Source organism: Streptomyces sp. NPDC059371 (genome assembly GCF_042751995.1).
GTDB lineage: Bacteria > Actinomycetota > Actinomycetes > Streptomycetales > Streptomycetaceae > Streptomyces.
In genome coordinates this window covers 9,989-31,530 of the sequence record NZ_JBHYXD010000079.1, presented here as the reverse complement: position 1 = coordinate 31,530, position 21,542 = coordinate 9,989, and the positions used below count along the sequence as shown (strand labels likewise).

Below are 21,542 nucleotides of genomic sequence, written 5' to 3'. Positions count from 1 at the left end.
AGCGACACGCCCCGCGGGCCCGGAACTTGACGACGGCCCCCACCTTGCACCACCCTTTCACTACTCAATTAGTGAAAGGGTGGTTGTCCGAGTGGTCGCGTACCGCATCGACCGGCGCAGCGGCGTCGCCACCTACCTCCAGATCGTCCAGCAGACGAAGCAGGCGCTCCGGCTCGGCCTCCTCGAACCGGGCGACAAGCTCCCCACGGCCCGCGAGGTCGTGGAAGCCACCGCGATCAATCCGAACACCGTCCTGAAGGCCTACCGCGAACTGGAGCGCGAGGGACTGGTCGAGGCCAGACGCGGTCTCGGCACCTTCGTCCGCAGGACGCTCGGCGCCGCCCCCGCGGACTCGCCCCTGCGCGAGGAGCTGGAGGCCTGGGCCCGCAGCGCCCGCGCCGCCGGCCTCGACCGCGAGGACGTGGCGGCGCTGTTCGGCTCCGTACTGGACACACATTTCCCGAAGGGGGACCAGTGAGTTCCACCAGCACCACCCGATCCACCGTCGCCGTCGAGGCGCGCGGTCTCACCGTGCGCCACGGCAGGCGCGCCGCCGCGGCCCTGGACGACTGCTCCTTCCGCCTCCCGGCCGGGCGCGTCAGCGCGCTCGTCGGCCCCAACGGCGCGGGCAAGTCGACACTGCTGGCGACCCTGGCCGGGCTGCTGCGCCCCGCCGCCGGCACCGTCACCGTGCTCGGCACCGGCCCGGCCGAGGCCCGCGAACGCATCGCCTACCTCGCCCAGGACAAGCCCCTGCACCCCCAGCTCACGATCGCCGAGACGCTGCGCCTGGGCGCCGAACTCAACCCGGCCCGCTGGGACGCCGCGCACGCCGCCTCGATCGTGGAGCAGGGCTCGCTCGACCCGGGCACCAAGGTCCGGACGCTGTCCGGCGGCCAGCGGACCCGCGTGGCACTGGCCCTCGCGCTGGGCAAGCGGCCCGAACTGATGCTGCTGGACGAACCGATGGCCGACCTGGACCCGCTGGCCCGCCACGAACTGCTCGGCACCCTCATGGCGGACGCCGCCGAACACGGCACCACCGTGCTGATGTCCTCGCACATCGTCACCGAACTGGCCGACGCCTGCGACCACCTGCTGCTCCTGGGCGGCGGACGCATCCGGCTCGGCGGCGGCCTGGACGACCTGCTCCTCGCGCACACCCTGGTCACCGGACGCGGCACCCCCGCCGACCTCGCCCCGCACCTCGTCGTCGAGTCCCGTGCCGCCGGCCGCGGTCTCACCGCCCTGATACGCAACGACGGACCGGTGGACGAACGCTGGGACGCCGAACGCCCCTCCCTGGAGGAACTCGTCCTCGCCCATCTGCGCTCCCCCGAAGCCCCCTCGCTGCTCACCCCCGGCACGACCGCGGCCCCCGCGGCGGTGACCCGATGAGCGCCATCACCCCGACGGCCCCCGCACGCCGTACCCTGCCCGCGCCGCGCGGCCTGGTCTGGACGGTCCTGCGGCTGCACCGCACCGCACTGTGGATCTGGACCGGCTTCGTCGTCCTCACCGCCGGGCTGCTCCTGTGGCTGTACGGCCCCGGCGCCGCCCACACGCAGCATCTGCTCGACACGCTCGGCTACGCGGGTGTGCAAGAGGACGCCTGGTCCGGCGGGATCCTGGGCTCGCCCTTCTCCGGCACCTACAACGACCTCTTCCAGGACCCGGTCTCCCTCCTGAACATCGCCTCGTTCGCCGTCGCCGTCTTCGCGGGCGGCTCACTGACCGCCCGCGAGCTGGAGAACGGCACCGCGCGCCTGGCCTGGACCCAGTCCGTCACCCCGGCCCGCTGGCTCGCCGCCAAACTGGCGGTGCCCGCGCTGTTCGTCACCGTCGGCACCGGCCTGCTGGTCGTCCTCTACCGGATGCTGTGGGACGCCCACGGCAACCTCCTGCTGGCCGGCATCGAACCGCGGGCCGTGTACTTCGCCATCGGCCCGGCCACCGTCGCCGCCCCGCTCCTCGGCCTGGCCGTCGGCGCCTTCGCCGGTCTCGCACTGCGCCGCACCCTGCCCGCCATCGCGGTCGCCGGTCTCGCCCAGTACGCGGTCATCATGTTCCGCGCCAACTCCTGGCCCTTCCAGGGCAGTTACCAGCAGCCCGACCTGTCCGTCCGGAGCCGGGCGATCACCTCCACGGGCGCGGAGATCCCCGACCCGGGCTGCTACCTCAGCCGCCCCTGTCTGGCCCGGCACCATGTCGTCGGCTTCACCCGCGAGTACCTCCCCTCGCCCGACTACTGGCCCCGCCAGCTCCTGGAGACCGGCGTCCTGCTGGCCGCCACCGCGATCCTGGTCGCCGCCGCCTTCGCCGTCCTGCGGAAGCGGTCGACCTCATGAGCACCCTGACCGGCCGACGCCCGTCCCGCCCGGCCCCGTACCGCCCGTCCGGTCTGACCTGGACCGTGCTGCGCCTACACCGCACGGCCCTGTACGTCTGGGGCGCCGCACTGCTCGCCGCCGTGGCGGCCCTGATCTGGATGCACGCCATCGGCCCCGACGCCCGCGCTGCCGTCGGCGACTGCGACGCGTCGGACCCGTTCCCGATGGACTGCGGAATCATCCGGGAGACCGCGGCGGACAAGATCTACGCCTACGGCCTCGCCCTGGTCTCCGCCTGCGTCACGTTTCAGATGTACGCGGTCGCGGTCTGGGCGGGCGCCGCGCTGACCGGCCGTGAGCTGGAGAGCGGCACGGCGCGGCTGGCGTGGACCCAGTCCGTCACCCCCGCGCGCTGGCTCGCCACCAGGCTCGCCGTCCCGGCGGTCCTGCTGACGGCGGGCACCACGCTCTCGGTCCTGCTCGGCAACTGGACCCGCCGTGCCGGGAACGGGGACCTGTCCGGCGGCTGGTTCAACACGAACGTCTTCATCTCCTCCGGGCCGGTGGCCGTCGCCTACGCCCTCGCGGGCCTCGCCCTCGGCGCGCTCGCGGGCCTGGTCCTGCGCAGGGCCCTGCCCGCCGCCGCGGCCGCCCTCGCCGTGGCATACGTCCTGCACGAGGTGCTGGACGGGTTCCGGATGAGCCTGTGGCCCGCCGAGACGACCACCGGTCTGGCCGCACTCCGGTTCCCCCACGGCGCCCTGATCCTCGAACACGGTGCCGTCACCGGCGCCGGCGAGCGGCTGACGACCAGCATGGCCTGCGTCGGAACCGACAGCGCCGCCGCCCTCGGGACGTGTGTGAAGGGGACGGAGCTGACCGATTTCTGGACGATCTATCAGCCGGAGTCCCATTTCTGGCCCCTCCAGCTCGTGGAGAGCGGCCTGCTCCTGGCCGTCGCGGGGCTCGCGGCCGCCGCGGCCTTCGCCCTGCTGCGCCGACGGCATTCGTAACCGGCGGTAGCACCGGCGGACGCGCACGCGACGCGGGTGGGGTGTGTACACACGGCTCCCGGACATGCAGACGTCCGGGAGCCTCCCCCAGATATCCCGCACGTCATGTCGCCGTAACCATCGATTCAGGTGACCTTGCGACGCTCGAGCAATGCAGCCCGTCGTGCCCGAGCCTTCTCCCGCGCCGGAGAACGAGCCTTCACCGTCGACACGGAGTCAGCGTACGCCAGCGAAGCGGAACGGGAATCTCCGCATCACCGCGCTGACGCCCGCCCTCTCCGACGCGCCGGTCTCGCCTCCGGCACGGAAGAATGGGTCCATGAACCAGCGAAGCGCCCAGGCACCCGTGCAGCACCCGCAGCCCTCCGTCGGCTCCATCGCCGCCCACCGTCCGCACACCGTCGCGGCGAACGTGTCCGACCTGGAGCCCGATCTGGACGCCGACCTCGACGCGTACGAGGACCTGGAGCAGGACGGGATCATGCTGCCGCAGGGCCGCTTCCTGGACCGCGAGCGAAGCTGGCTCGCGTTCAACGAGCGCGTTCTGGAACTCGCGGAGGACCCGAACACACCGCTGCTGGAGCGCGCCAACTTCCTGGCGATCTTCGCCAGCAACCTGGACGAGTTCTTCATGGTCCGGGTGGCCGGCCTCAAGCGCCGCATCGCCACCGGTGTCGCCACCAAGTCCGCCTCGGGCCTCCAGCCCCGCGAGGTCCTGGAGATGATCTGGTCCCGCTCCCGCGAACTCATGGCCCGCCACGCGGCCTGCTACCAGGAGGACGTCGCCCCCGCGCTCGCGGAGGAGGGCGTCCACCTCGTCCGCTGGAGCGAGCTGACCGAGAAGGAGCAGGCCCGCCTGTTCACTCTCTTCCGGCACCAGATCTTCCCGGTCCTGACCCCGCTGGCGGTCGACCCCGCGCACCCCTTCCCGTACATCTCCGGCCTGTCCCTGAACCTCGCCGTCGTCGTACGGAACCCGGTCAGCGGCCACCGCCACTTCGCGCGCGTCAAGGTTCCGCCGCTGCTCTCCCGCTTCCTGGAGGCCTCCCCGAACCGCTACGTCCCCATCGAGGACGTGATCGCGGCCCACCTGGAGGAGCTCTTCCCGGGCATGGAGGTGCTCGAGCACCACACCTTCCGGCTCACCCGCAACGAGGACCTGGAGGTCGAGGAGGACGACGCCGAGAACCTCCTGCAGGCCCTGGAGAAGGAGCTCATGCGGCGCCGCTTCGGCCCGCCGGTGCGCCTGGAGGTCGAGGAGTCCATCGACCGCTACGTCCTAGACCTCCTCGTACGCGAACTGAAGATCTCCGAGGCCGAGGTGTACCCGCTGCCGGGCCCGCTGGACCTCACCGGCCTCTTCGGCATCGGTTCCCTGGACCGGCCCGAGCTGAAGTACCCCAAGTTCATCGCGGGCACCCACCGCGATCTCGCCGAGGTCGAGTCGGCGTCACCGCCCGACATCTTCGCCGCGCTGCGCGAGCGCGACGTCCTGCTGCACCACCCGTACGACTCCTTCTCCACCTCGGTGCAGGCCTTCCTGGAACAGGCCGCCGCCGACCCGGACGTGCTGGCCATCAAGCAGACGCTCTACCGCACCTCCGGCGACTCGCCGATCGTGGACGCGCTGATAGACGCGGCCGAGTCGGGCAAGCAGGTCCTCGTCCTGGTCGAGATCAAGGCACGCTTCGACGAGCAGGCGAACATCAAGTGGGCCCGCAAGCTCGAAGAGGCCGGCTGCCACGTCGTGTACGGCCTCGTCGGCCTGAAGACCCACTGCAAGCTGTCGCTCGTGGTCCGGCAGGAGGGCGAGACCCTGCGCCGCTACTGCCACGTCGGCACCGGCAACTACCACCCGAAGACCGCCCGGCTGTACGAGGACCTCGGACTGCTCACCGCCGATGCCCAGGTCGGCGCGGACCTCTCCGACCTGTTCAACCGGCTCTCGGGCTACTCGCGCCGTGAGACCTACCGCCGTCTGCTCGTCGCACCCAAGTCGCTGCGCGACGGCCTGGTCGCGCGGATCAACAAGGAAGTACAGCACCACAAGGCCGGGCGCCCCGCCTTCGTCCGCATCAAGGTCAACTCGATGGTGGACGAGGCACTCATCGACGCGCTGTACCGCGCCTCCCAGGCCGGCGTGCCGGTCGACGTCTGGGTGCGCGGGATATGCGCCGTCCGCCCCGGCGTCCCGGACCTGTCCGAGAACATACGGGTCCGCTCCGTACTCGGCCGCTTCCTGGAGCACTCCCGGGTCTTCACCTTCGGCAACGGAGGCGAACCCGAGGTGTGGATCGGCAGCGCCGACATGATGCACCGCAACCTCGACCGGCGGATCGAGGCCCTGGTCAGGGTCACCGACCCGGCTCACCGCGCAGCCCTCAACCGGCTGCTGGAGACCGGCATGTCCGACACCACGGCCTCCTGGCACCTCGGCCCCGACGGCGAGTGGATCCGCCACGCGACCGACGCGGAGGGACAGCCCCTGCGGAACGTCCAGGAGATGCTCATAGACGCCCGGAGGCGCCGGCGTGGCACAGCAGCACCTTGATCCCCCCACCAGCTCCGTGGCCGAGACGGCCCCCCTCGACGGGGGAGACACGCCGATCGGTGACGTCCTGGCGGGCTATCTGCGGGCCCAGGCCACGGAATTCCTGCGCTCGCTGCGCCAGCACCGGGAAACCGGTGGCGCGGTGAGTGCCGGAGGGGAGCCCGGCGACGCGGCGCGCTCCCTGCGCCACTCCGCGCGCCGCATCAGCGGCAGCCTGCACACTTTCCGGCCGCTCCTCGACGCGGACTGGTCGGAGGGGATGCGTCCCGAACTGGCCTGGCTCTCGGGCACCTTGGCGCGCGAACACGCCTATGCCGCACGCCTGGAGCGGCTGATCGGCGCGCTGAACCGGCTGTCCGGCACGGCCGCCGTGCCCGGCCAGGCCGGCCGGGGCCCGGCCGCGGCCTCCAAGGCCGGCAGTCTCACCGTCGGCGCCGCGAAGGCGGGCGCGCTCCTCGACCGCCAGCTCACGCTCGCCCGCACCCGCGCCCACTCGGCGGCCCTCCAGGCACTGGGTTCCTCCCGCTTCCACGCCGTCGCCGACAGCGTCGCCGTGCTGGCCAGCGAGGTCCCGCTGGCCCCGGCCGCGGACACCGCCGATCTGCGTCCGCTGGCCGCCGCGGCCCAGGAACGGCTGGCCGACGCCGTCAGCGCGCTGCCGCTGGTCGTCGCGGGCCGTCCCTACAACGCGGAAGCTCTCGTGCACGGCCTCTCCGCCGACACCGCTCCCCAGCCGCAGGACGCGCCCTGGCACCAGGTCCGGCTGCTGCTGCGGCTGCACCGCTACGCCGGTGAGGTGCTGCACCGGGGCGAGTGCCCCGTCGACGTACGCCTGCTCGGCGCGGGCAAGGCGCTGAACAGGCACCGGGACGCGGCGGAGGCGGCCTCCGCCGCCGCCGCGGCGGCACGCACTCCGCGCATCGCGCCGGCGACGGCGTACGCGCTCGGTGTACTGCACGCCGACCAGCGCCACGAGGTGGAGGCGGCACGGTTCGCCTTCCAGCAGGCCTGGCAGAAGGAAGCCGTACGCACCCTCTGAGGGAGGCCCCATGGCCGACGACACGATTCACGCGGCGGGCTGCGTCCTGTGGCGCCGCTCCCCGGTCGACTCAGCGCTGGAGATCTGCCTCGTCCACCGGCCCAAGTACGACGACTGGTCGCACCCGAAGGGCAAGCTGAAACGGGGCGAGGCATTCCTGACCGGCGCGCTGCGCGAGGTCGAGGAGGAGACGGGTTACGACGCCGTCCCCGGTGCCGTGCTTCCCACCCTCCGCTATGCCGTCGGCGAGCGCCCCAAGGAAGTCCGCTACTGGGCCGCCGAGGCGGCCGACGGCCGCTTCGCCCCGAACGACGAGGTCGACCGCGTGCTCTGGCTCTCCCCCACCGCCGCACGGCACCGCCTCACCCAGCCGCGCGACCGCGATCTGGTCGACGCGCTGCTGGACGCGCTGCGTCCGGCCTGACGTGTTCCCCTGGAGAGGAGAGGCGCCGCCCCGGCTTTCGGCGCGGCGCACGACCATGCGCGAAATCGAGCCTGGGGAGCCGATGGCGGCCACTCACCGTAGTGAGCGCGCCCTTCGCTGTTGCTCATGAGGAAATCGGGGCGAATGAGCTATGACGGGAACATGGGCGTCACGCGTCACGACCGCACCCGTTCGGTTACCTGGAGTTTCCCTTCCGGCCCCCTCAGCCGGGACACAGCCGTGTCCTCGACGTGAGCGTTCCGTGACCTCACCGCACCGCCGTCAGGGGTTCACCCCCCGTTCACTTACGGCCTTCGGCGCCTTCACCTGATCTGCTTAATTTCGGCCTTACGCGGTGCGAAGGAAGCCCCAGGGCCAACTCATCCCATCGCTACGGACCGCAGTACACAGACATCGCACGCCGCCACCTGACGGCGGCTCCTGGAAGGAACTCCCGAAGTGAAGCTTCAGCGCATGAACCGGCGTGCCCTCACCCTCGGTGCTCTCGCCGTCTCCGGCGCCCTGGCCCTCACGGCGTGCGGTTCTGACGACACCGGCAACACCACCGGTGGCGGCAGCTCGGCCTCGGCCAGCAACAACAGCGCCATCAAGTGTGACGACGCCAAGGGTCAGCTGCAGGCCTCCGGCTCCTCCGCGCAGAAGAACGCGATCGACGCCTGGGTCAAGGCCTTCACGGCCGCCTGCAAGAACGTCCAGATCAACTACAACCCGACCGGTTCGGGCGCCGGCGTCACCGCGTTCACGCAGGGCCAGACCGCGTTCGCCGGTTCGGACTCGCCGCTCAAGCCCGAAGAGGCCACGGCCGCCAAGAAGGTCTGCAACAACAACGCCGCGGTCGACCTGCCCATGGTCGGTGGCCCCATCGCGCTCGGCTACAACGTCGACGGTGTCGACAACCTCGTCCTGGACGCCGCGACGATTGGCAAGATCTTCGACGGCAAGATCACGACGTGGGACGACGCGGCCATCAAGAAGCTGAACCCCGACGCGAAGCTTCCCAGCACCAAGATCCAGGCGTTCCACCGCTCGGACGAGTCCGGCACCACGGACAACTTCACCAAGTACCTCAAGGCCACCGCCCCGTCCGACTGGAAGTACTCCGGCGGCAAGGCGTGGCAGGCGAAGGGCGGCCAGTCCGCCCAGGGTTCCTCCGGCCTCGCCCAGCAGGTGAAGCAGACCCCCGGCGCGATCTCGTACTTCGAGCTCTCCTACGCCGCTGACGGCATCAAGACCGTCGACCTCAAGACGGACGCGGCCACCCCGGTCAAGGCCTCCGTCGAGAACGCCACCAAGGCCATCTCCACCGCCAAGGTCGTCGGCACGGGCAACGACCTGGCGCTCGAGCTGAACTACAAGCCGACCGCCGAGGGCGCCTACCCGCTCACGCTCGTCACCTACGAGATCGTCTGCGAGAAGGGCAACAAGGCCGACACCCTGGCCGCCACGAAGGCGTTCCTCACCTACATCGCGAGCGAGGACGGCCAGAACCAGCTCACCGCCGCCCAGTACGCCCCGATCCCCGCCGAGATCATCACCAAGGTTCGCAGCACCGTCTCGAACCTGAGCTGACCCGAGTGTGCGGCCCGCCTCGCCGAGGCGGGCCGCACCGTCCGGTGCACCGCCGCCTGGAGCCGGTACTCGAACCGGCTCCGCAGACCGGAGACTCATGATGGACATATCGACACAGAGCACTGAAGCACCTCCCCCCACCCCACGATCTTCGGGCGCCACGCGCAAGCGCGCCGCCCGCGGTGCCACCCGCGCCGGAGACCGCGCCTTCCTCGCACTCTCCCGCGGTTCCGGCATCCTCCTCCTGGTGATCATGGCCGCCATCGCGGTCTTCCTCACCTACCGCGCCTCCCTCGCGCTCAGCAAGAACGAGGGCAACTTCCTCACCACCTTCGAGTGGAACCCCAACCTGGTGCCGCCGGTCTTCGGCATCGCGGTGCTGGCCTTCGGCACGGTGGTCTCCGCGATCATCGCCATGGCCCTCGCGGTCCCGGTCGCGGTCGGTATCGCCCTGTTCATCACGCACTACGCGCCGCGCAAGCTCGGCGGACCCATCGCGTACGTGATCGACCTGCTCGCCGCCGTCCCCTCCATCGTGTACGGCCTCTGGGGCGCCATCGTCCTCGTACCGCACATGATCGGGCTGTTCGGCTGGCTCGACACCTACTTCGGCTGGACCGGCATCTTCACCTGGCAGGACGGAGCGCCCCGCTCCATGCTCACCGTCGGCATCCTGCTCGCGATCATGATCCTTCCGATCATCACGAACGTGAGCCGTGAGGTCTTCCGCCAGGCTCCGCAGATGCACCAGGAAGCCGCACTCGCTCTCGGCGCCACGCGCTGGGAGGTCATCCGCATGTCGGTGCTGCCCTTCGGCCGCTCCGGCGTGATCTCCGCCTCGATGCTCGGCCTCGGCCGCGCGCTCGGCGAGACGATGGCCGTCGCCACCGTGCTGTCCCCGAGCTTCGACATCCAGGCCAGCCTGCTCGATCCCGGCGGCGGCACGTTCGCGCAGAACATCGCGGCCAAGTTCAACGAGGCCAACCCGTTCGGCCAGGACGCCCTGATCGCCTCGGGTCTGGTCCTGTTCGTGATCACCCTGCTGGTCAACGGCGCGGCACGCATCATCATCAACCGCCGCAAGGAGTACTCGGGGGCCAACGCATGAGCAACGCACCGGTCACCCGCAAGCACGCCAGCTCCCTGCGCGGCGGCAGCCTTCCCAAGTGGTCCCCGTGGGCACTCGCCGCGGGATCCATCGCGGTCGGAGTGGGCATCTCCTTCGCCGCCGGCCTCGACAGCAAGGTCCAGTGGGGCCTGATCGCCGCGATCCTCTTCGTCCTCGGTACGTACGTCGTCGCCACGCGCGTCGAGGGCCGCCGCCAGGCCAAGGACCGGGTCGCCACCAGCCTGGTCTGGGTCTGCTTCATCGTCGCCGTCGTCCCGCTCGTCTCCCTGATCTGGGAGACGGTCAAGCGCGGTGTCAAGGCCTTCGACCCCTACTTCCTGAGCCACTCCATGGGCGTGGTCGCCGACGCCGAGACCGGCGGCGGTATCTACCACGCGATCATCGGCACCCTGGAGCAGGTGGGCATCGCCTCGCTCATCGCCGTGCCGATCGGTGTGCTCACCGCGATCTACCTCGTCGAGTACGGCAGCGGCAAGCTCGCCAAGGCCGTCACCTTCTTCGTCGACGTCATGGCGGGTATCCCGTCGATCGTCGCCGGTCTGTTCATCCTCAGCTTCTGGATCCTGATCCTGGACATGGGCTACTCCGGCTTCGCCGGCGCGATGGCCCTGTCGATCCTGATGATGCCCGTGGTGGTCCGCTCCACCGAGGAGATGCTCAAGCTCGTCCCGAACGAGCTGCGCGAGGCCTCCCTCGCGCTCGGCATCCCGAAGTGGCGCACCATCCTCAAGGTGGTCCTGCCGACGTCCATCGGCGGCATCACCACGGGCGTGATGCTCGCCGTCGCGCGCATCACCGGTGAGACCGCTCCGATGCTGCTGCTGGTGTGGGGCACCGGGTTCATCAACAACGACCCGTTCGACGGTCCGCAGGCGTCACTGCCGCTGTACATCTACCAGCAGTACGCGGCCGGAACCACGCCGTCCATCGACAGGGCCTGGGCGGCGGCACTCGCCCTCATCCTGTTCGTCATGATCCTCAACATGGGTGCCCGCGCCATCGCGCGCTGGAAGGCACCCAAGACGGGCCGCTGACGCGGCCGATCAGCGATCCGATCCTTTCGAAAGAAGCAGTGACTGACATGGCCAAGCGAATCGACGTAAGCGGTCTGACCGCCTACTACAGCGCCCACAAGGCGATCGAAGACATCTCCATGACGGTCGAGCCCCGCTCCGTGACGGCCTTCATCGGCCCCTCGGGCTGCGGAAAGTCGACCTTCCTGCGCACCCTGAACCGCATGCACGAGGTCACCCCCGGTGGCCGCGTCGAGGGCAAGGTGCTGCTCGACGACGAGGACCTGTACGGGAACGGCATAGACCCCGTCGCCGTGCGCCGCACCATCGGCATGGTCTTCCAGCGCCCCAACCCCTTCCCCACCATGTCGATCTTCGACAACGTGGCGGCGGGCCTGAAGCTCAACGGCTCCTACAAGAAGTCCGAGCTCAACGACATCGTCGAGCGGTCCCTGAAGGGCGCGAACCTCTGGAACGAGGTCAAGGACCGGCTGAACAAGCCCGGGTCCGGCCTGTCCGGCGGTCAGCAGCAGCGTCTGTGCATCGCGCGGGCGATCGCGGTCGAGCCGCAGGTCCTCCTCATGGACGAGCCCTGCTCGGCCCTGGACCCGATCTCCACCCTCGCCATCGAGGACCTGATCGGTGAGCTGAAGGAGCGCTTCACGATCGTCATCGTGACGCACAACATGCAGCAGGCCGCGCGCGTCTCCGACCGCACGGCGTTCTTCAACCTCTCCGCGGTGGGCCAGCCCGGCCGCCTCATCGAGATCGACGACACGGAGCGGATCTTCTCCAACCCGTCCGTCCAGGCAACGGAGGACTACATCTCCGGTCGCTTCGGCTGACCGGACCGCCTCCCGAAACCCCTCGCGGTGCTGCATGGCGGTGCCACCGCGAGGACGAGAAGGGCCCGCCCCTGGCTCCCGGGGGCGGGCCCCTTCGTTTTCCCTCCCGGCGCGGGCCCGTTCGTTTTCCCTTCCCGGGGACCCGTTCGCGTTCGCCCTGGGGGGCGGGCCCGTTCGCATTCTCTCCCGGGGAGGGGCGGGCACGTTCGTCTTCCCGCGCTGAGCCCGGCTTTGGACAGCAGTTCGGACAGCCCGGCCGCCGATCTTCAGCCCGTCCGGCGTTCGAGGACGAGGCCGTCAAGCGATGCGGGGGTCCGGGGTCGGCAGCCCCCAGGCACGGGACGGGTAGCGGCGGAGGAGGCGGAGGGAAACGGGGGTCCAAGGCCCCCGGCCCCCGGCCCCCGGGAACGCAAAAGGCCGGCCCCGAAGGACCGGCCCACGCACCGCGCACCGCGCACCGCCAGGCACCCCGGCGGCGATCACACCCCTACAAGAACGCCAGATTCACGACCCAGAAACTGGCCGCGGCCACGAGAGCGGCAGCCGGCATGGTGATGAACCAGCCGAGGACGATGTTCTTGGCGACACCCCACCGCACGGCGTTCACCCGCTTCGTCGCCCCGACGCCCATGATCGCCGAGGTGATGACATGGGTCGTGGAGATCGGCGCCTTGAAGATGTAGGCCGTGGTGAACATGATCGACGCGCCGGTCGTCTCCGCGGCGAACCCCTGCGGCGGATCGAGCTCGATGATCTTCCGTCCGAGCGTCCGCATGATGCGCCAGCCGCCCGCGTACGTACCCAGCGACAGCATCATCGCGCAGACGATCTTCACCCAGACCGGAATCGGGTCGTTCGGCCCCTGTTCACCGGCGATGACCAGCGCCATCACCACGACACCCATCGTCTTCTGGGCGTCCTGGAGACCGTGCCCGAGTGCCATGCCGGCCGCGGACACCGTCTGCGCGATACGGAAACCGCGCTTGGTCTTGTGCGGGTTGGACCGCCGGAACAGCCACATGATCAAGGTCATCACGAGATAGCCGACGAGCAGACCGACGACCGGCGACAGGAACATCGGGATGATGACCTTGTCGAGCAGCCCGTTCCAGTAGACCGTCGTGCCACCGGCCAGCGCCGCGCCGACCATGCCGCCGAACAGGGCGTGCGAGGACGAGGACGGCAGTCCGAAGTACCAGGTGATCAGGTTCCAGGTGATCGCGCCGACGAGCGCCGCGAAGAGGATGCCCATCCCCTTCGAGCCCTCGGGCGTCTGGATCAGCCCCTCACTGACGGTCTTGGCGACCCCGCTGCCGAGGAATGCGCCGGCGAGGTTCATCACCGCGGCCATGGCGAGCGCGGCCCGCGGCGTCAGGGCGCGCGTGGACACAGAGGTGGCGATGGCGTTCGCCGAGTCGTGAAAGCCGTTCGTGTACGTGAAACCGAGCGCGACCCCGATGGTCACGATCAAAGCAAAGGTGTCCATGAACGGGTCAGGACTCCTTGACGGCGATGGTCTCCACCGTGTTCGCCACGTGCTCGAACGCGTCGGCCGCTTCCTCCAGAACGTCCACGATCTGCTTGAGCTTCAGTACCTCGATGGCGTCGTACTTGCCGTTGAAGAGGTGGGCCAGCAGCTTGCGGTGGATCTGGTCGGCCTGGTTCTCCAGACGGTTGACCTCGATCCAGTACTCCGTGAGGTTGTCCATGGTCCGCAGATTGGGCATGGCCTCCGCGGTCAGCTCGGCGGCACGCGCCAGGACCTCGATCTGCTGCTCGACGCCCTTGGGGAGTTCCTCGACCTGGTACAGGACGACGAGATCGACGGCCTCCTCCATGAAGTCCATGATGTCGTCGAGGGAAGAGGCGAGGTTGTAGATGTCCTCGCGGTCGAAGGGCGTGATGAAGGAGGAGTTCAGCTGGTGGAAGATCGCGTGTGTCGCGTCGTCACCAGCGTGTTCCGCGGCCCGCATACGCTCTGCGATCTCGGCCCGAGCGGAAGCGTCCGCCCCGAGCAGTTCCATCAGGAGTTTCGAGCCCGTGACGATGTTGTCCGCGGATGCGGAGAACATGTCGTAGAAGCTCGTCTCCCTGGGGGTCAGACGAAAGCGCACGTTGGGGTCCTCGGGGTGCTTCGGTTCGGTCAGGCTGATGCTAGGCGCATCATCCGGCCACGGCTAACGGGCCGCCACCCAGTGTCGCCCATCAGGCACAGTGATCGGCACGGGGTCCGGTACCGGCGCCGGGCAAGGGCTCCATACCCAGCAAAGTTCGGTACGATATACCCACCAGGGGTATATGTAAGTGGCGTTTCAGACAGGATCGCCGATCGGATCCAGCAGGAGGACGCGATGACGACCACCGAGGCCGGCGCGACGGCGCCCTCCGGTGACCCGCAGAGGATCGTGACCGACCACGACCGCGGCATCCACGGCTACCACCAGCAGAAGGACGAGCACCTGAAGCGGCTGCGCCGCATCGAGGGCCAGATCCGGGGCCTCCAGCGGATGGTCGACGAGGACGTCTACTGCATCGACATACTCACCCAGGTGTCCGCCTCCACCAAGGCCCTCCAGTCCTTCGCCCTCCAGCTCCTGGAGGAGCACCTGCGTCACTGTGTGGCGGACGCGGCCCTCAAGGGCGGCGACGAGATCGACGCGAAGGTCGAGGAAGCGACGAAGGCGATCGGCCGCCTGCTGCGCACCTGAGCCGGCCGCGACGGCCCCGCGAAGTACGCGAAACGTGAGAGATACGACGCATGTGACATCCGCGACGTGCGCGCCTCGGCCACCAGGACGGGACCGGAAAGGACTAGTCCTCCCCGCCCCGCTGCCCAGGAGCGCGCTCTTCGGCCACTTTCAGCACCGCGTCGATGCTCTCCAGGCTGAGACGGTCCTCGCGCGCCGCCGAGGCCGCGATGATCAGCTCACCGCACAGGTCGATCTCGGCGAGGGCCACGTGGTCCTGAACTGCCGCACCGCCGACCGGAGCCACGCACATCACCTCTTCCTGCCGTCACCGACTTCCTAGAGTAGGGAGCGGCCTACACACCGCGCATGGCACGGAAGGGCCATTTCCAGCCCTCCTCTGAAGCTACGGCTCCGGATGCTCTTGCCCATCTCCCCGGAAGCCACTACTCCGCGATCTTCCCGGTGTAGATGTCGGAGGAATCCGGCAGCCGTACGACCGCGGGGCTGCCGAAGTCGTACAGCAGGAGCGTCGAAGCGACGGCCACGGTGCCCTTCCGCTGTCCGTTGACGAAGCTGAACCGGTGCCGGACCTTGCGCAGCCGCCCCTGGTCGTCGAGGTAGGCGTCGAACGGCACCGCGGTGGTGGCGAACCCCCTCGCCGCCGCCCTGAGCGCCGGCCGCTGCCCCGTCGAGGCGTCCCGCGCGGCGGTGCCGAGGTCGGCGGTCCCGCGATAGTGCCGTACGGGGACCCCGGCGACCTCGGTCTTCCCCACATACGTCACCGACCTCGCGCCGCGCAGCAGTTCGGCCGCGGCGTACGGATCGGTGGCGCCGCCCGTGACGAGATTGCCGTCCGTGAGACCGGCGGTCTCCACGCGCACCCATTTGTCGGCGGGCACGCCGGCCCCCCGGTTCTTCATGAACAGAGCGCCCGGAGCGAGGAGTTCGGTGATCGGCCGGTGCTCGGCCGCTCCCGCGGGATCCTGCGGCAGCAGCACCTTCAGCCGCCCCGTCTGCTTCCTGAAGTCGTACACGCCCTGCCCGCGGATGGTGACCCGGGTCCCGCCGGTGGCCATCTCCATCGACGTGGTGGCCTTCGCGCTGCCGGCGTGCTCCAGAGCGGCCACCGCCCGGCGCAGCGTGTCGGCGGTGCCGGGGCCGCTGCGGACGTCCTCCGCGGCCGCCCCGCCGCCCGAGCATCCGGTGCCACAGACCATGAGTCCCACCGCGACCAACGCGATCAGGGCCGCCGCGCGTTCCTGCTGCTGCGCCACCATCGTCCACCGACCCCCAGCCGGTCCGTCCCGGGCCATCCCGTCGTTCCGGTTAACGACAGGTGGGGGCGCCCGTCACGCGGCAGGAGTCCGTTCACTTGGCTTGGGTAACGTTGTCGGCGTGGAGCATCTGGACGAGATGGACCCTGTTCCCGGTCACCGGACGACCACGGTCGAGCAAGGCCCCTTCTGCCTGGCCCGCTGCACCTGCGGCTGGCGGGGCCCGGCCCGCCGCGCCAGGAGCCAGGCCCGCACGGACGCGGCGACCCACTCCCTGACGACGACCCCCTGAACGCTCCCGCCGCCCAGCCCCTCTTCGCCCCCTCCGCCCCTGCCCTCCCCCAAGGTCTCGGCTTCGCTCGACCAGGGGGGACCCCCATCACCCCTGGGGCTCCGCCCCAGCCCCCACTCCTCAAACGCCGGAGGGGCTGAAACTGCCCCCGGAGGGACTGAAACTGTCGCCGGAGGGGCTGAACCTGCTGCCCGGCCGGTGCTGAAATGTGGACCGGCCACCACGACGCACCCGCAGCCGGGCGAACGCAAAGAGGTCGGCGCGGCCACCACGACGCACCCGCAGCCGGGCGAACGCAAAGAGGTCGGCGCGGCCACCACGACGCACCCGCAGCCGGCCACGCACCGTCGGGGCCGTGCCGGTACATCGATGCCCGTCGCCACCGACGCCCACCCCTCACCCAACGGCGACGGGCTGATGCACCGGCACGGCCCCGACCCACCCACCGGACCGGAACCGCGGTACGCCGACCCCCCACCGGTCTCAGCCGTCTCAGTCGACCCCCCGCCGCAGCCGCCCGGAAACCGACGTGCTGGGATGCGCAGTGCTGTAGCCGTTCTGCGACACAGCCGCGCGGAACCCCCGGGCCCGGGGGCCCGTCTCGTTCCACGGAACCCACGGGAGGCACACATGCAACGGCGTTCGTTCATCGGCGGAACCACCGCCGTCCTCGCGGCGGCGGCGACGTCCGCCTGCAGCGGCAGCGACAAGGGCGGCGCGCACGCCGACGGCAAGGCCGGGTCCCCGAGCGCCACGGGCGGCGCGGCCGACACCACCGGCATACGCACGGCGACCGCGGCCAACAGGGCGGCCGCCAACTGGACCGCGCTCTCCCACCAACTGGACGGCGCCCTGATCCGCCCCGGCGACCGGAGCTGGACCGCCGCCCACCAGCTCTACAACACGCGCTTCGACAACCTGAAGCCCGCCGCCGTCGCCTACGTCGCGCACGCCGACGACATCCGCACGACGATGGACTACGCCCGCGCCCACGGCGTGAAGGTCTCGATCCGCAACGGCGGCCACTCCTACGCGGGTTGGTCCTCCGGCGACGGCCGCCTGATCATCGACGTCTCCAAGCTGAACAAGATCCGCGCCTCGGCGAACGAGGCGGTCGTCGGCGCCGGTTCCAAGCTGATCGACGTCTACCGCGCGCTGGCCGCGAAGGGCGTCACCATCCCCGCCGGCTCCTGCCCCACCGTCGGCGTCTCCGGCCTGACCCTGGGCGGCGGCCACGGCGTCGTGTCACGGGCATACGGACTGACCTGCGACAGCCTCACCCAGGCGACGCTGATCACCGCCGACGGCAAGCAGCTCACCGCGAACGCGACCGAGAACAAGGACCTGTTCTGGGCGCTGCGCGGCGCCGGCAACGGCAACTTCGGCGTCGTCACCGAGCTCCGGTTCAAGACCCACCCCGCGCCGCAGGGCGTCTCGGCGTACATGACCTGGCCGTGGGCCAAGGCCGCGGCGGTGGTGAAGGCCTGGCAGGAGTGGGGCCCGAGCCAGCCGGACGAGATCTGGTCGTCCTGCCACCTGGCCAACGCGGCCGGCGGCACGCCCACCGTCTCCATCGCCGCCTTCTCCCTCGGCACCTACGGCGAACTCCAGAACGCGGTGGACCGGCTCGCGGACCGGATCGGCTCTCCCGCGCGCAGCGTCTCCCTCAAGCGGCGCTCGTACGAGGAGTCGATGGAGGTGTACGCGGGCTGCTCGTCGTTCTCCGCCGACGCCCAGTGCCATCTGCCGGGGTCGACTCCGGGCCGCAGCCCGCAGGGCGCCCTCGGCCGTGAGACGTACGCGGCCCGTTCGGACTTCTTCGACCGGTCCATCTCGGCGGCCGGCGTCCAGACCCTCCTGAACCAGATCTCCGCGGTGCGCGGCGGCGCCGGCAGCATCGCGCTCACCGCGCTGGGCGGCGCCGTCAACCGTGTCGCGCCCACGTCCACCGCGTTCGTGCACCGTCGCTCGCGCATGCTCGCCCAGTACATCGTCTCCTGGCGGGCGGGCACCTCCGGCGGCACCGCCCAGTCCTGGCTGACGGGCGCCCACAACGCGATGACCCGGTACGCCTCGGGCGCGGCCTACCAGAACTACACCGACGCGACGCTGACCGACTGGCGCAAGGCGTACTACGGGGACGCGGCCACCCGGCTCACGGCCCTGAAGCACCAGTACGACCCGAACCGCTTCTTCTCGTTCCCCCAGGCGCTCTGAGGGTGCCACGGGCCGCCGCGCGGGCATGGCGACCCGGCCCGCGCGGCACTACGCCGTGGCGGCCCGGCCCACGCGGCGCTACACCATGGCGGCCCGGCGCGCTGCGCTACGCGGCGAGGTCCCGTTCCTCCGTGTGCTCGGCCCGCGCCCCCGGGATCAGCGTCTCCCGCCCGGCGGGTGCGGCGCCGCGCGACCGGATCAGCCGGCCCGCGCGCGGTGCCGTCTCGACGGCCTTCATGACCGGGGTGAGCAGGGCCATGGCGAGCGGCGACAGCAGCAGGACGACGGCCGTGCCGAGCGCGAATCCGCCGATGACGTCCGTCGGGTAGTGCACGCCCATGAAGACCCGGCAGAACCCTTCGAGCAACGCCAGCGCGATCCCGGCGAGCCCGAACCTCCGGTGCGCGACGAAGAGTCCGACACCCATCGCCATGGTGATCGTCGCGTGGTCGCTGACGAAGGAGAAGTCGGTCTTGCCGCCCACGAGGACGTCGAGACCCTGGTGGTCCACGAAGGGGCGCGGGCGCTCCACGAAACCCCTTATCGGGACGTTCACGAGGAGGGCGACACCGGCCGCGAGCGGGGTCCAGACGAGTGCGGCCACGGTCGCCGCCGCGTCTGATCCGCCCCGCCGCCGCACGGTCGACCAGCACCACACGACCAGGAGGACCATCGCGAGCAGGAGACCCCACTCGCCGACGAACTCCATGATCCGGTCGGCCCAGTGCGGCGTGTGCTTGGCCAGGCCATTGATGTCGTAGAGCAGGTCGACGTCGGGGTTCGAACCGGATTCGGCGAGTTGCGCCATGGCGCTGCGGCCCCTTCGTCGTCATTCCCGCGACCGCGCCCTTTCGCGCGCCGCTCCGTCCACCCCCGTGGTTGTAGATCGGTTCTCTACGTCAAAAGGAACGCACGGTTCCCTCCATTACGTTCCACCCTCCACGGAATGATCACGCACACGTTATCGAAGAGAGATATCGCCCCAGGTCAGAGGGTGGATTCATACCGAAGTGGGCAATGCTTTCGCGCCATCCTCGGTCACCCGGGTGGCCCCGAAGTAGTCGGGCGTGTCGACAGGATCGAACCGGATGACGGCACCGGGCCGGGGAGCGTCGATCATGTATCCGCCGCCCACATAGATGCCCACGTGCCGGATGGCGCGGGAGTTGGTGAGGTCGTCCGAGAAGAAGACCAGGTCCCCGGGCAGCAGTTCGTCCCGCTTGGGGTGCGGCCCCGCGTTGTACTGGTCGTTGGCCACCCGTGGCAGGGTCACCCCGACACTGTCGTACGAAGCCTTGGTCAGACCGGAGCAGTCGAACCGTCCGCCCTGGTCGGTCGTACCGTTGCCACCCCACAGGTAGGGCGTGCCGAGCTTCTTCTGCGCGTACGTGATGGCCCCCGCGGCCTGCTTCGAGGGGTCCACACGGGTGACGGGAGCGGCGAAGCTCTTCGCCAGCGTGGTGATCGTCTTCACATAGTTCCGGGTCTCCGCGTACGGCGGCACGCCCCCGTACTTGATGACCGCGTAGGCGCCCGCGTTGTAGGCGGCGAGCATGTTCTCGGTGACGTTTCCCGGTGCGTTCTTCACGTAGGAGGCGAGCTCGCAGTCGTACGAGGCGGCCGACGGAATCGCGTCATTCGGGTTCCACACGTCGCGGACGCCGTCCCCGTCACCGTCGACGCCGTGCGTGGCCCACGTCCCCGGAATGAATTGCGCTATCCCTTCCGCCTGCGCCGGGCTCTTGGCGTTCGGATTGAATCCGCTCTCCTGATAGAGCTGCGCGGCGAGCAGGGCGGGATTGATCGCGCCGCAGAGGTTGCCCCACTTCTGCACGAGGGGCTGATACGCGGCGGGCACCGCGCCCTTGGCGAGCCCGACCGATCCGCCGCCGATGCCGCCCGCGAGGTTCCCGGCGACCAGGTAGACCCCGACGACGAGCACCATCACGAAGCCCATCCCCGCGCCCACGGCCGCGATCGCCACGATCCAGGCCTTACGCACCGTCAACCGCCCCTCGCCGACCCGGAGTCCGCCGACGTCAGTGTAGAGGCGGGCCCCTGTGCGAGAGGGGTGTCGCGCGCACGGACGGAGCGGTATGTCCCGTCGGAGTGGCGTCAACCGGCCAGTGCGGCCACGTGGTACAGATCCTCGGCCTCGGTGCCGAACACGGGGCTGTACGAGACGTCGTCGGTGTCCCCGCCCTGTTCGTGGCCGCCGATGACGCCGACGACCGCCCCGTCCCCGTTCACCCAGGGGCTGCCGCTGGTTCCGCCGGCGAAGCCGGGACACGCGACGCGCTGCTGCGTACGGCTCTCGGCGGCGGGCTTGTCGGTGCAGGTGATGGGGGTGTCGAGGGAGCCGGGGTATCCGGTGACGGTGACGGCGGTGGCCCCGGTGGCGCGGTGCGCGGCGAAGGCGTTCGCGCCGCCGACGGCGTCCTCGACCTCCTCGCCGTCGCGGGTGGCGAGCACGGCGAAGGCGATGTCGCTGTCCTCGCCCTGGTCCTTCCTCCACCCTTCGGGGAGGAACACGCCCTCGACGTCCCAGAACCCGTGGGGTGCCTTGCCGTCCCGGTAGCCGGGCGCGAAGGACAGCTCCGCCTCGCCGTCCAGGCAGTGGGCGGCCGTGATGACGAGATCCCGCCCCTCACTGTGCACGACGGAGGCCGTGCAGAAGTGCCCGCCGGCGCCCTCGCTCGCGGCGCTCCCGTGGAACAGGGCGCCCACCCGGGCGTTCCGGCCGTTCTCGGCGGCCCGGACGGTCACGCCGAACGGCCCGGGGCCGTCGTCGGCCGCGGCGACGGACGAGGACGTCACCGCGAGCAGCACCAGGGCCGCAGCGAGCAGTACCGGCCGCCGGGTCTCCGGGAGACGGGTGATGCGGATGCTCTTCATCGCCCCTCACCTTGCCGCAAGCGGGTGAGAAAAACCTCGGACCAGTCCGAGTATCACCTGTGAACGCCGACCCCGCCCGGCCACCGCGGCCCACCGGACACGACGCCCCCGCTCGCCCCTCCGGCACCCTGCCACGACGGCCCCGCTCGCGCCCGGCCCCTGCTCCCGGCGTCGGGGGCCCCCCCCCCCGCGCCCGCCCCGGGGGGGGGGGCCCGGGGGCCGCCGACCATGCTGCGGTTC

21 protein-coding genes are annotated in these 21,542 nt (G+C 70.4%); 14 read left to right on the top strand and 7 right to left on the bottom strand.

What is annotated here, in order from left to right:
• Window positions 1-91: 91 nt before the first annotated feature.
• From ACFXGX_RS32115 to pstB, 11 genes are all read left to right on the top strand, one after another.
• Entirely contained in the window at window positions 92-478 is a 387-nt protein-coding gene (locus tag ACFXGX_RS32115; protein ID WP_384798161.1) for a GntR family transcriptional regulator, read from the top strand.
• The gene (locus ACFXGX_RS32110; protein WP_384798132.1) at window positions 475-1,398 is read left to right on the top strand and encodes an ATP-binding cassette domain-containing protein; all 924 of its coding nucleotides are present in this window, start codon (window positions 475-477) and stop codon (window positions 1,396-1,398) included. Before ACFXGX_RS32115 ends, ACFXGX_RS32110 begins: the two co-directional genes overlap by 4 nt.
• On the top strand, window positions 1,395-2,348 hold the full coding sequence (locus ACFXGX_RS32105) for a hypothetical protein (RefSeq protein WP_384798129.1): 954 nt from the start codon (window positions 1,395-1,397) through the stop codon (window positions 2,346-2,348). Before ACFXGX_RS32110 ends, ACFXGX_RS32105 begins: the two co-directional genes overlap by 4 nt.
• Window positions 2,345-3,343: a hypothetical protein gene (locus tag ACFXGX_RS32100; protein WP_384798126.1), complete on the top strand. Its 999-nt coding sequence runs from the start codon at window positions 2,345-2,347 to the stop codon at window positions 3,341-3,343. Before ACFXGX_RS32105 ends, ACFXGX_RS32100 begins: the two co-directional genes overlap by 4 nt.
• A gap of 319 nt (window positions 3,344-3,662) precedes the next feature.
• Complete coding sequence (locus ACFXGX_RS32095; RefSeq protein ID WP_384798123.1) at window positions 3,663-5,894, top strand: RNA degradosome polyphosphate kinase; 2,232 nt, start codon at window positions 3,663-3,665, stop codon at window positions 5,892-5,894.
• A complete protein-coding gene (locus ACFXGX_RS32090) occupies window positions 5,875-6,933 on the top strand; it encodes a CHAD domain-containing protein (RefSeq protein WP_384798120.1) in 1,059 nt (352 codons plus the stop codon). The genes ACFXGX_RS32095 and ACFXGX_RS32090 overlap by 20 nt, the downstream gene beginning before the upstream one ends.
• Before the next feature lie 10 nt (window positions 6,934-6,943).
• Complete coding sequence (locus tag ACFXGX_RS32085; protein ID WP_384798117.1) at window positions 6,944-7,357, top strand: NUDIX hydrolase; 414 nt, start codon at window positions 6,944-6,946, stop codon at window positions 7,355-7,357.
• Window positions 7,358-7,816: 459 nt separating this feature from the next.
• Window positions 7,817-8,947 carry a phosphate ABC transporter substrate-binding protein PstS gene (gene pstS, locus ACFXGX_RS32080; protein WP_384798114.1) on the top strand — a complete coding sequence of 377 codons (1,131 nt, stop codon included), beginning with the start codon at window positions 7,817-7,819 and terminating at the stop codon, window positions 8,945-8,947.
• A gap of 100 nt (window positions 8,948-9,047) precedes the next feature.
• On the top strand, window positions 9,048-10,055 hold the full coding sequence (gene pstC / locus ACFXGX_RS32075) for a phosphate ABC transporter permease subunit PstC (protein ID WP_384798158.1): 1,008 nt from the start codon (window positions 9,048-9,050) through the stop codon (window positions 10,053-10,055).
• Window positions 10,052-11,110 carry a phosphate ABC transporter permease PstA gene (gene pstA / locus ACFXGX_RS32070; protein ID WP_384798111.1) on the top strand — a complete coding sequence of 353 codons (1,059 nt, stop codon included), beginning with the start codon at window positions 10,052-10,054 and terminating at the stop codon, window positions 11,108-11,110. Before pstC ends, pstA begins: the two co-directional genes overlap by 4 nt.
• A 47-nt stretch (window positions 11,111-11,157) precedes the next feature.
• Window positions 11,158-11,934, top strand: a complete 777-nt coding sequence (gene pstB, locus ACFXGX_RS32065) for a phosphate ABC transporter ATP-binding protein PstB (RefSeq protein WP_382792164.1) — start codon at window positions 11,158-11,160, stop codon at window positions 11,932-11,934.
• Window positions 11,935-12,421: 487 nt separating this feature from the next.
• Here the strand turns inward: pstB and ACFXGX_RS32060 are convergent, their stop codons facing one another.
• The gene (locus ACFXGX_RS32060; protein WP_384798107.1) at window positions 12,422-13,420 is read right to left on the bottom strand and encodes an anion permease; all 999 of its coding nucleotides are present in this window, start codon (window positions 13,418-13,420) and stop codon (window positions 12,422-12,424) included.
• Window positions 13,421-13,427: 7 nt separating this feature from the next.
• On the bottom strand, window positions 13,428-14,048 hold the full coding sequence (locus ACFXGX_RS32055; protein ID WP_054232360.1) for a DUF47 domain-containing protein: 621 nt from the start codon (window positions 14,046-14,048) through the stop codon (window positions 13,428-13,430).
• A gap of 237 nt (window positions 14,049-14,285) precedes the next feature.
• Here ACFXGX_RS32055 and ACFXGX_RS32050 point away from each other — a divergent pair, with 237 nt between their 5' ends.
• The gene (locus tag ACFXGX_RS32050; RefSeq protein WP_384798104.1) at window positions 14,286-14,642 is read left to right on the top strand and encodes a metal-sensitive transcriptional regulator; all 357 of its coding nucleotides are present in this window, start codon (window positions 14,286-14,288) and stop codon (window positions 14,640-14,642) included.
• Window positions 14,643-14,745: 103 nt separating this feature from the next.
• Here the strand turns inward: ACFXGX_RS32050 and ACFXGX_RS32045 are convergent, their stop codons facing one another.
• A complete protein-coding gene (locus ACFXGX_RS32045; RefSeq protein ID WP_384798101.1) occupies window positions 14,746-14,934 on the bottom strand; it encodes a hypothetical protein in 189 nt (62 codons plus the stop codon).
• A 133-nt stretch (window positions 14,935-15,067) separates the two neighbouring features.
• The gene (locus ACFXGX_RS32040; RefSeq protein WP_384798098.1) at window positions 15,068-15,901 is read right to left on the bottom strand and encodes a hypothetical protein; all 834 of its coding nucleotides are present in this window, start codon (window positions 15,899-15,901) and stop codon (window positions 15,068-15,070) included.
• A gap of 118 nt (window positions 15,902-16,019) precedes the next feature.
• Between ACFXGX_RS32040 and ACFXGX_RS32035 the strand changes: the two genes are divergently transcribed.
• Window positions 16,020-16,190 (top strand): hypothetical protein, encoded by a 171-nt coding sequence (locus ACFXGX_RS32035; protein ID WP_384798164.1) that lies wholly within the window; start codon window positions 16,020-16,022, stop codon window positions 16,188-16,190.
• Between the two features lie 630 nt (window positions 16,191-16,820).
• Window positions 16,821-18,407 carry an FAD-binding oxidoreductase gene (locus tag ACFXGX_RS32030; RefSeq protein ID WP_384798095.1) on the top strand — a complete coding sequence of 529 codons (1,587 nt, stop codon included), beginning with the start codon at window positions 16,821-16,823 and terminating at the stop codon, window positions 18,405-18,407.
• A 106-nt stretch (window positions 18,408-18,513) separates the two neighbouring features.
• Here the strand turns inward: ACFXGX_RS32030 and ACFXGX_RS32025 are convergent, their stop codons facing one another.
• The 3 genes from ACFXGX_RS32025 to ACFXGX_RS32015 all read right to left on the bottom strand — a co-directional run bounded on the left by ACFXGX_RS32025 (window position 18,514) and on the right by ACFXGX_RS32015 (window position 21,302).
• The gene (locus ACFXGX_RS32025; protein WP_384798092.1) at window positions 18,514-19,215 is read right to left on the bottom strand and encodes a phosphatase PAP2 family protein; all 702 of its coding nucleotides are present in this window, start codon (window positions 19,213-19,215) and stop codon (window positions 18,514-18,516) included.
• A gap of 192 nt (window positions 19,216-19,407) precedes the next feature.
• Window positions 19,408-20,415, bottom strand: a complete 1,008-nt coding sequence (locus ACFXGX_RS32020; protein WP_384798089.1) for an NlpC/P60 family protein — start codon at window positions 20,413-20,415, stop codon at window positions 19,408-19,410.
• Between the two features lie 107 nt (window positions 20,416-20,522).
• Complete coding sequence (locus ACFXGX_RS32015; RefSeq protein WP_384798086.1) at window positions 20,523-21,302, bottom strand: trypsin-like serine peptidase; 780 nt, start codon at window positions 21,300-21,302, stop codon at window positions 20,523-20,525.
• Between the last annotated feature and the right edge of the window lie 240 nt (window positions 21,303-21,542).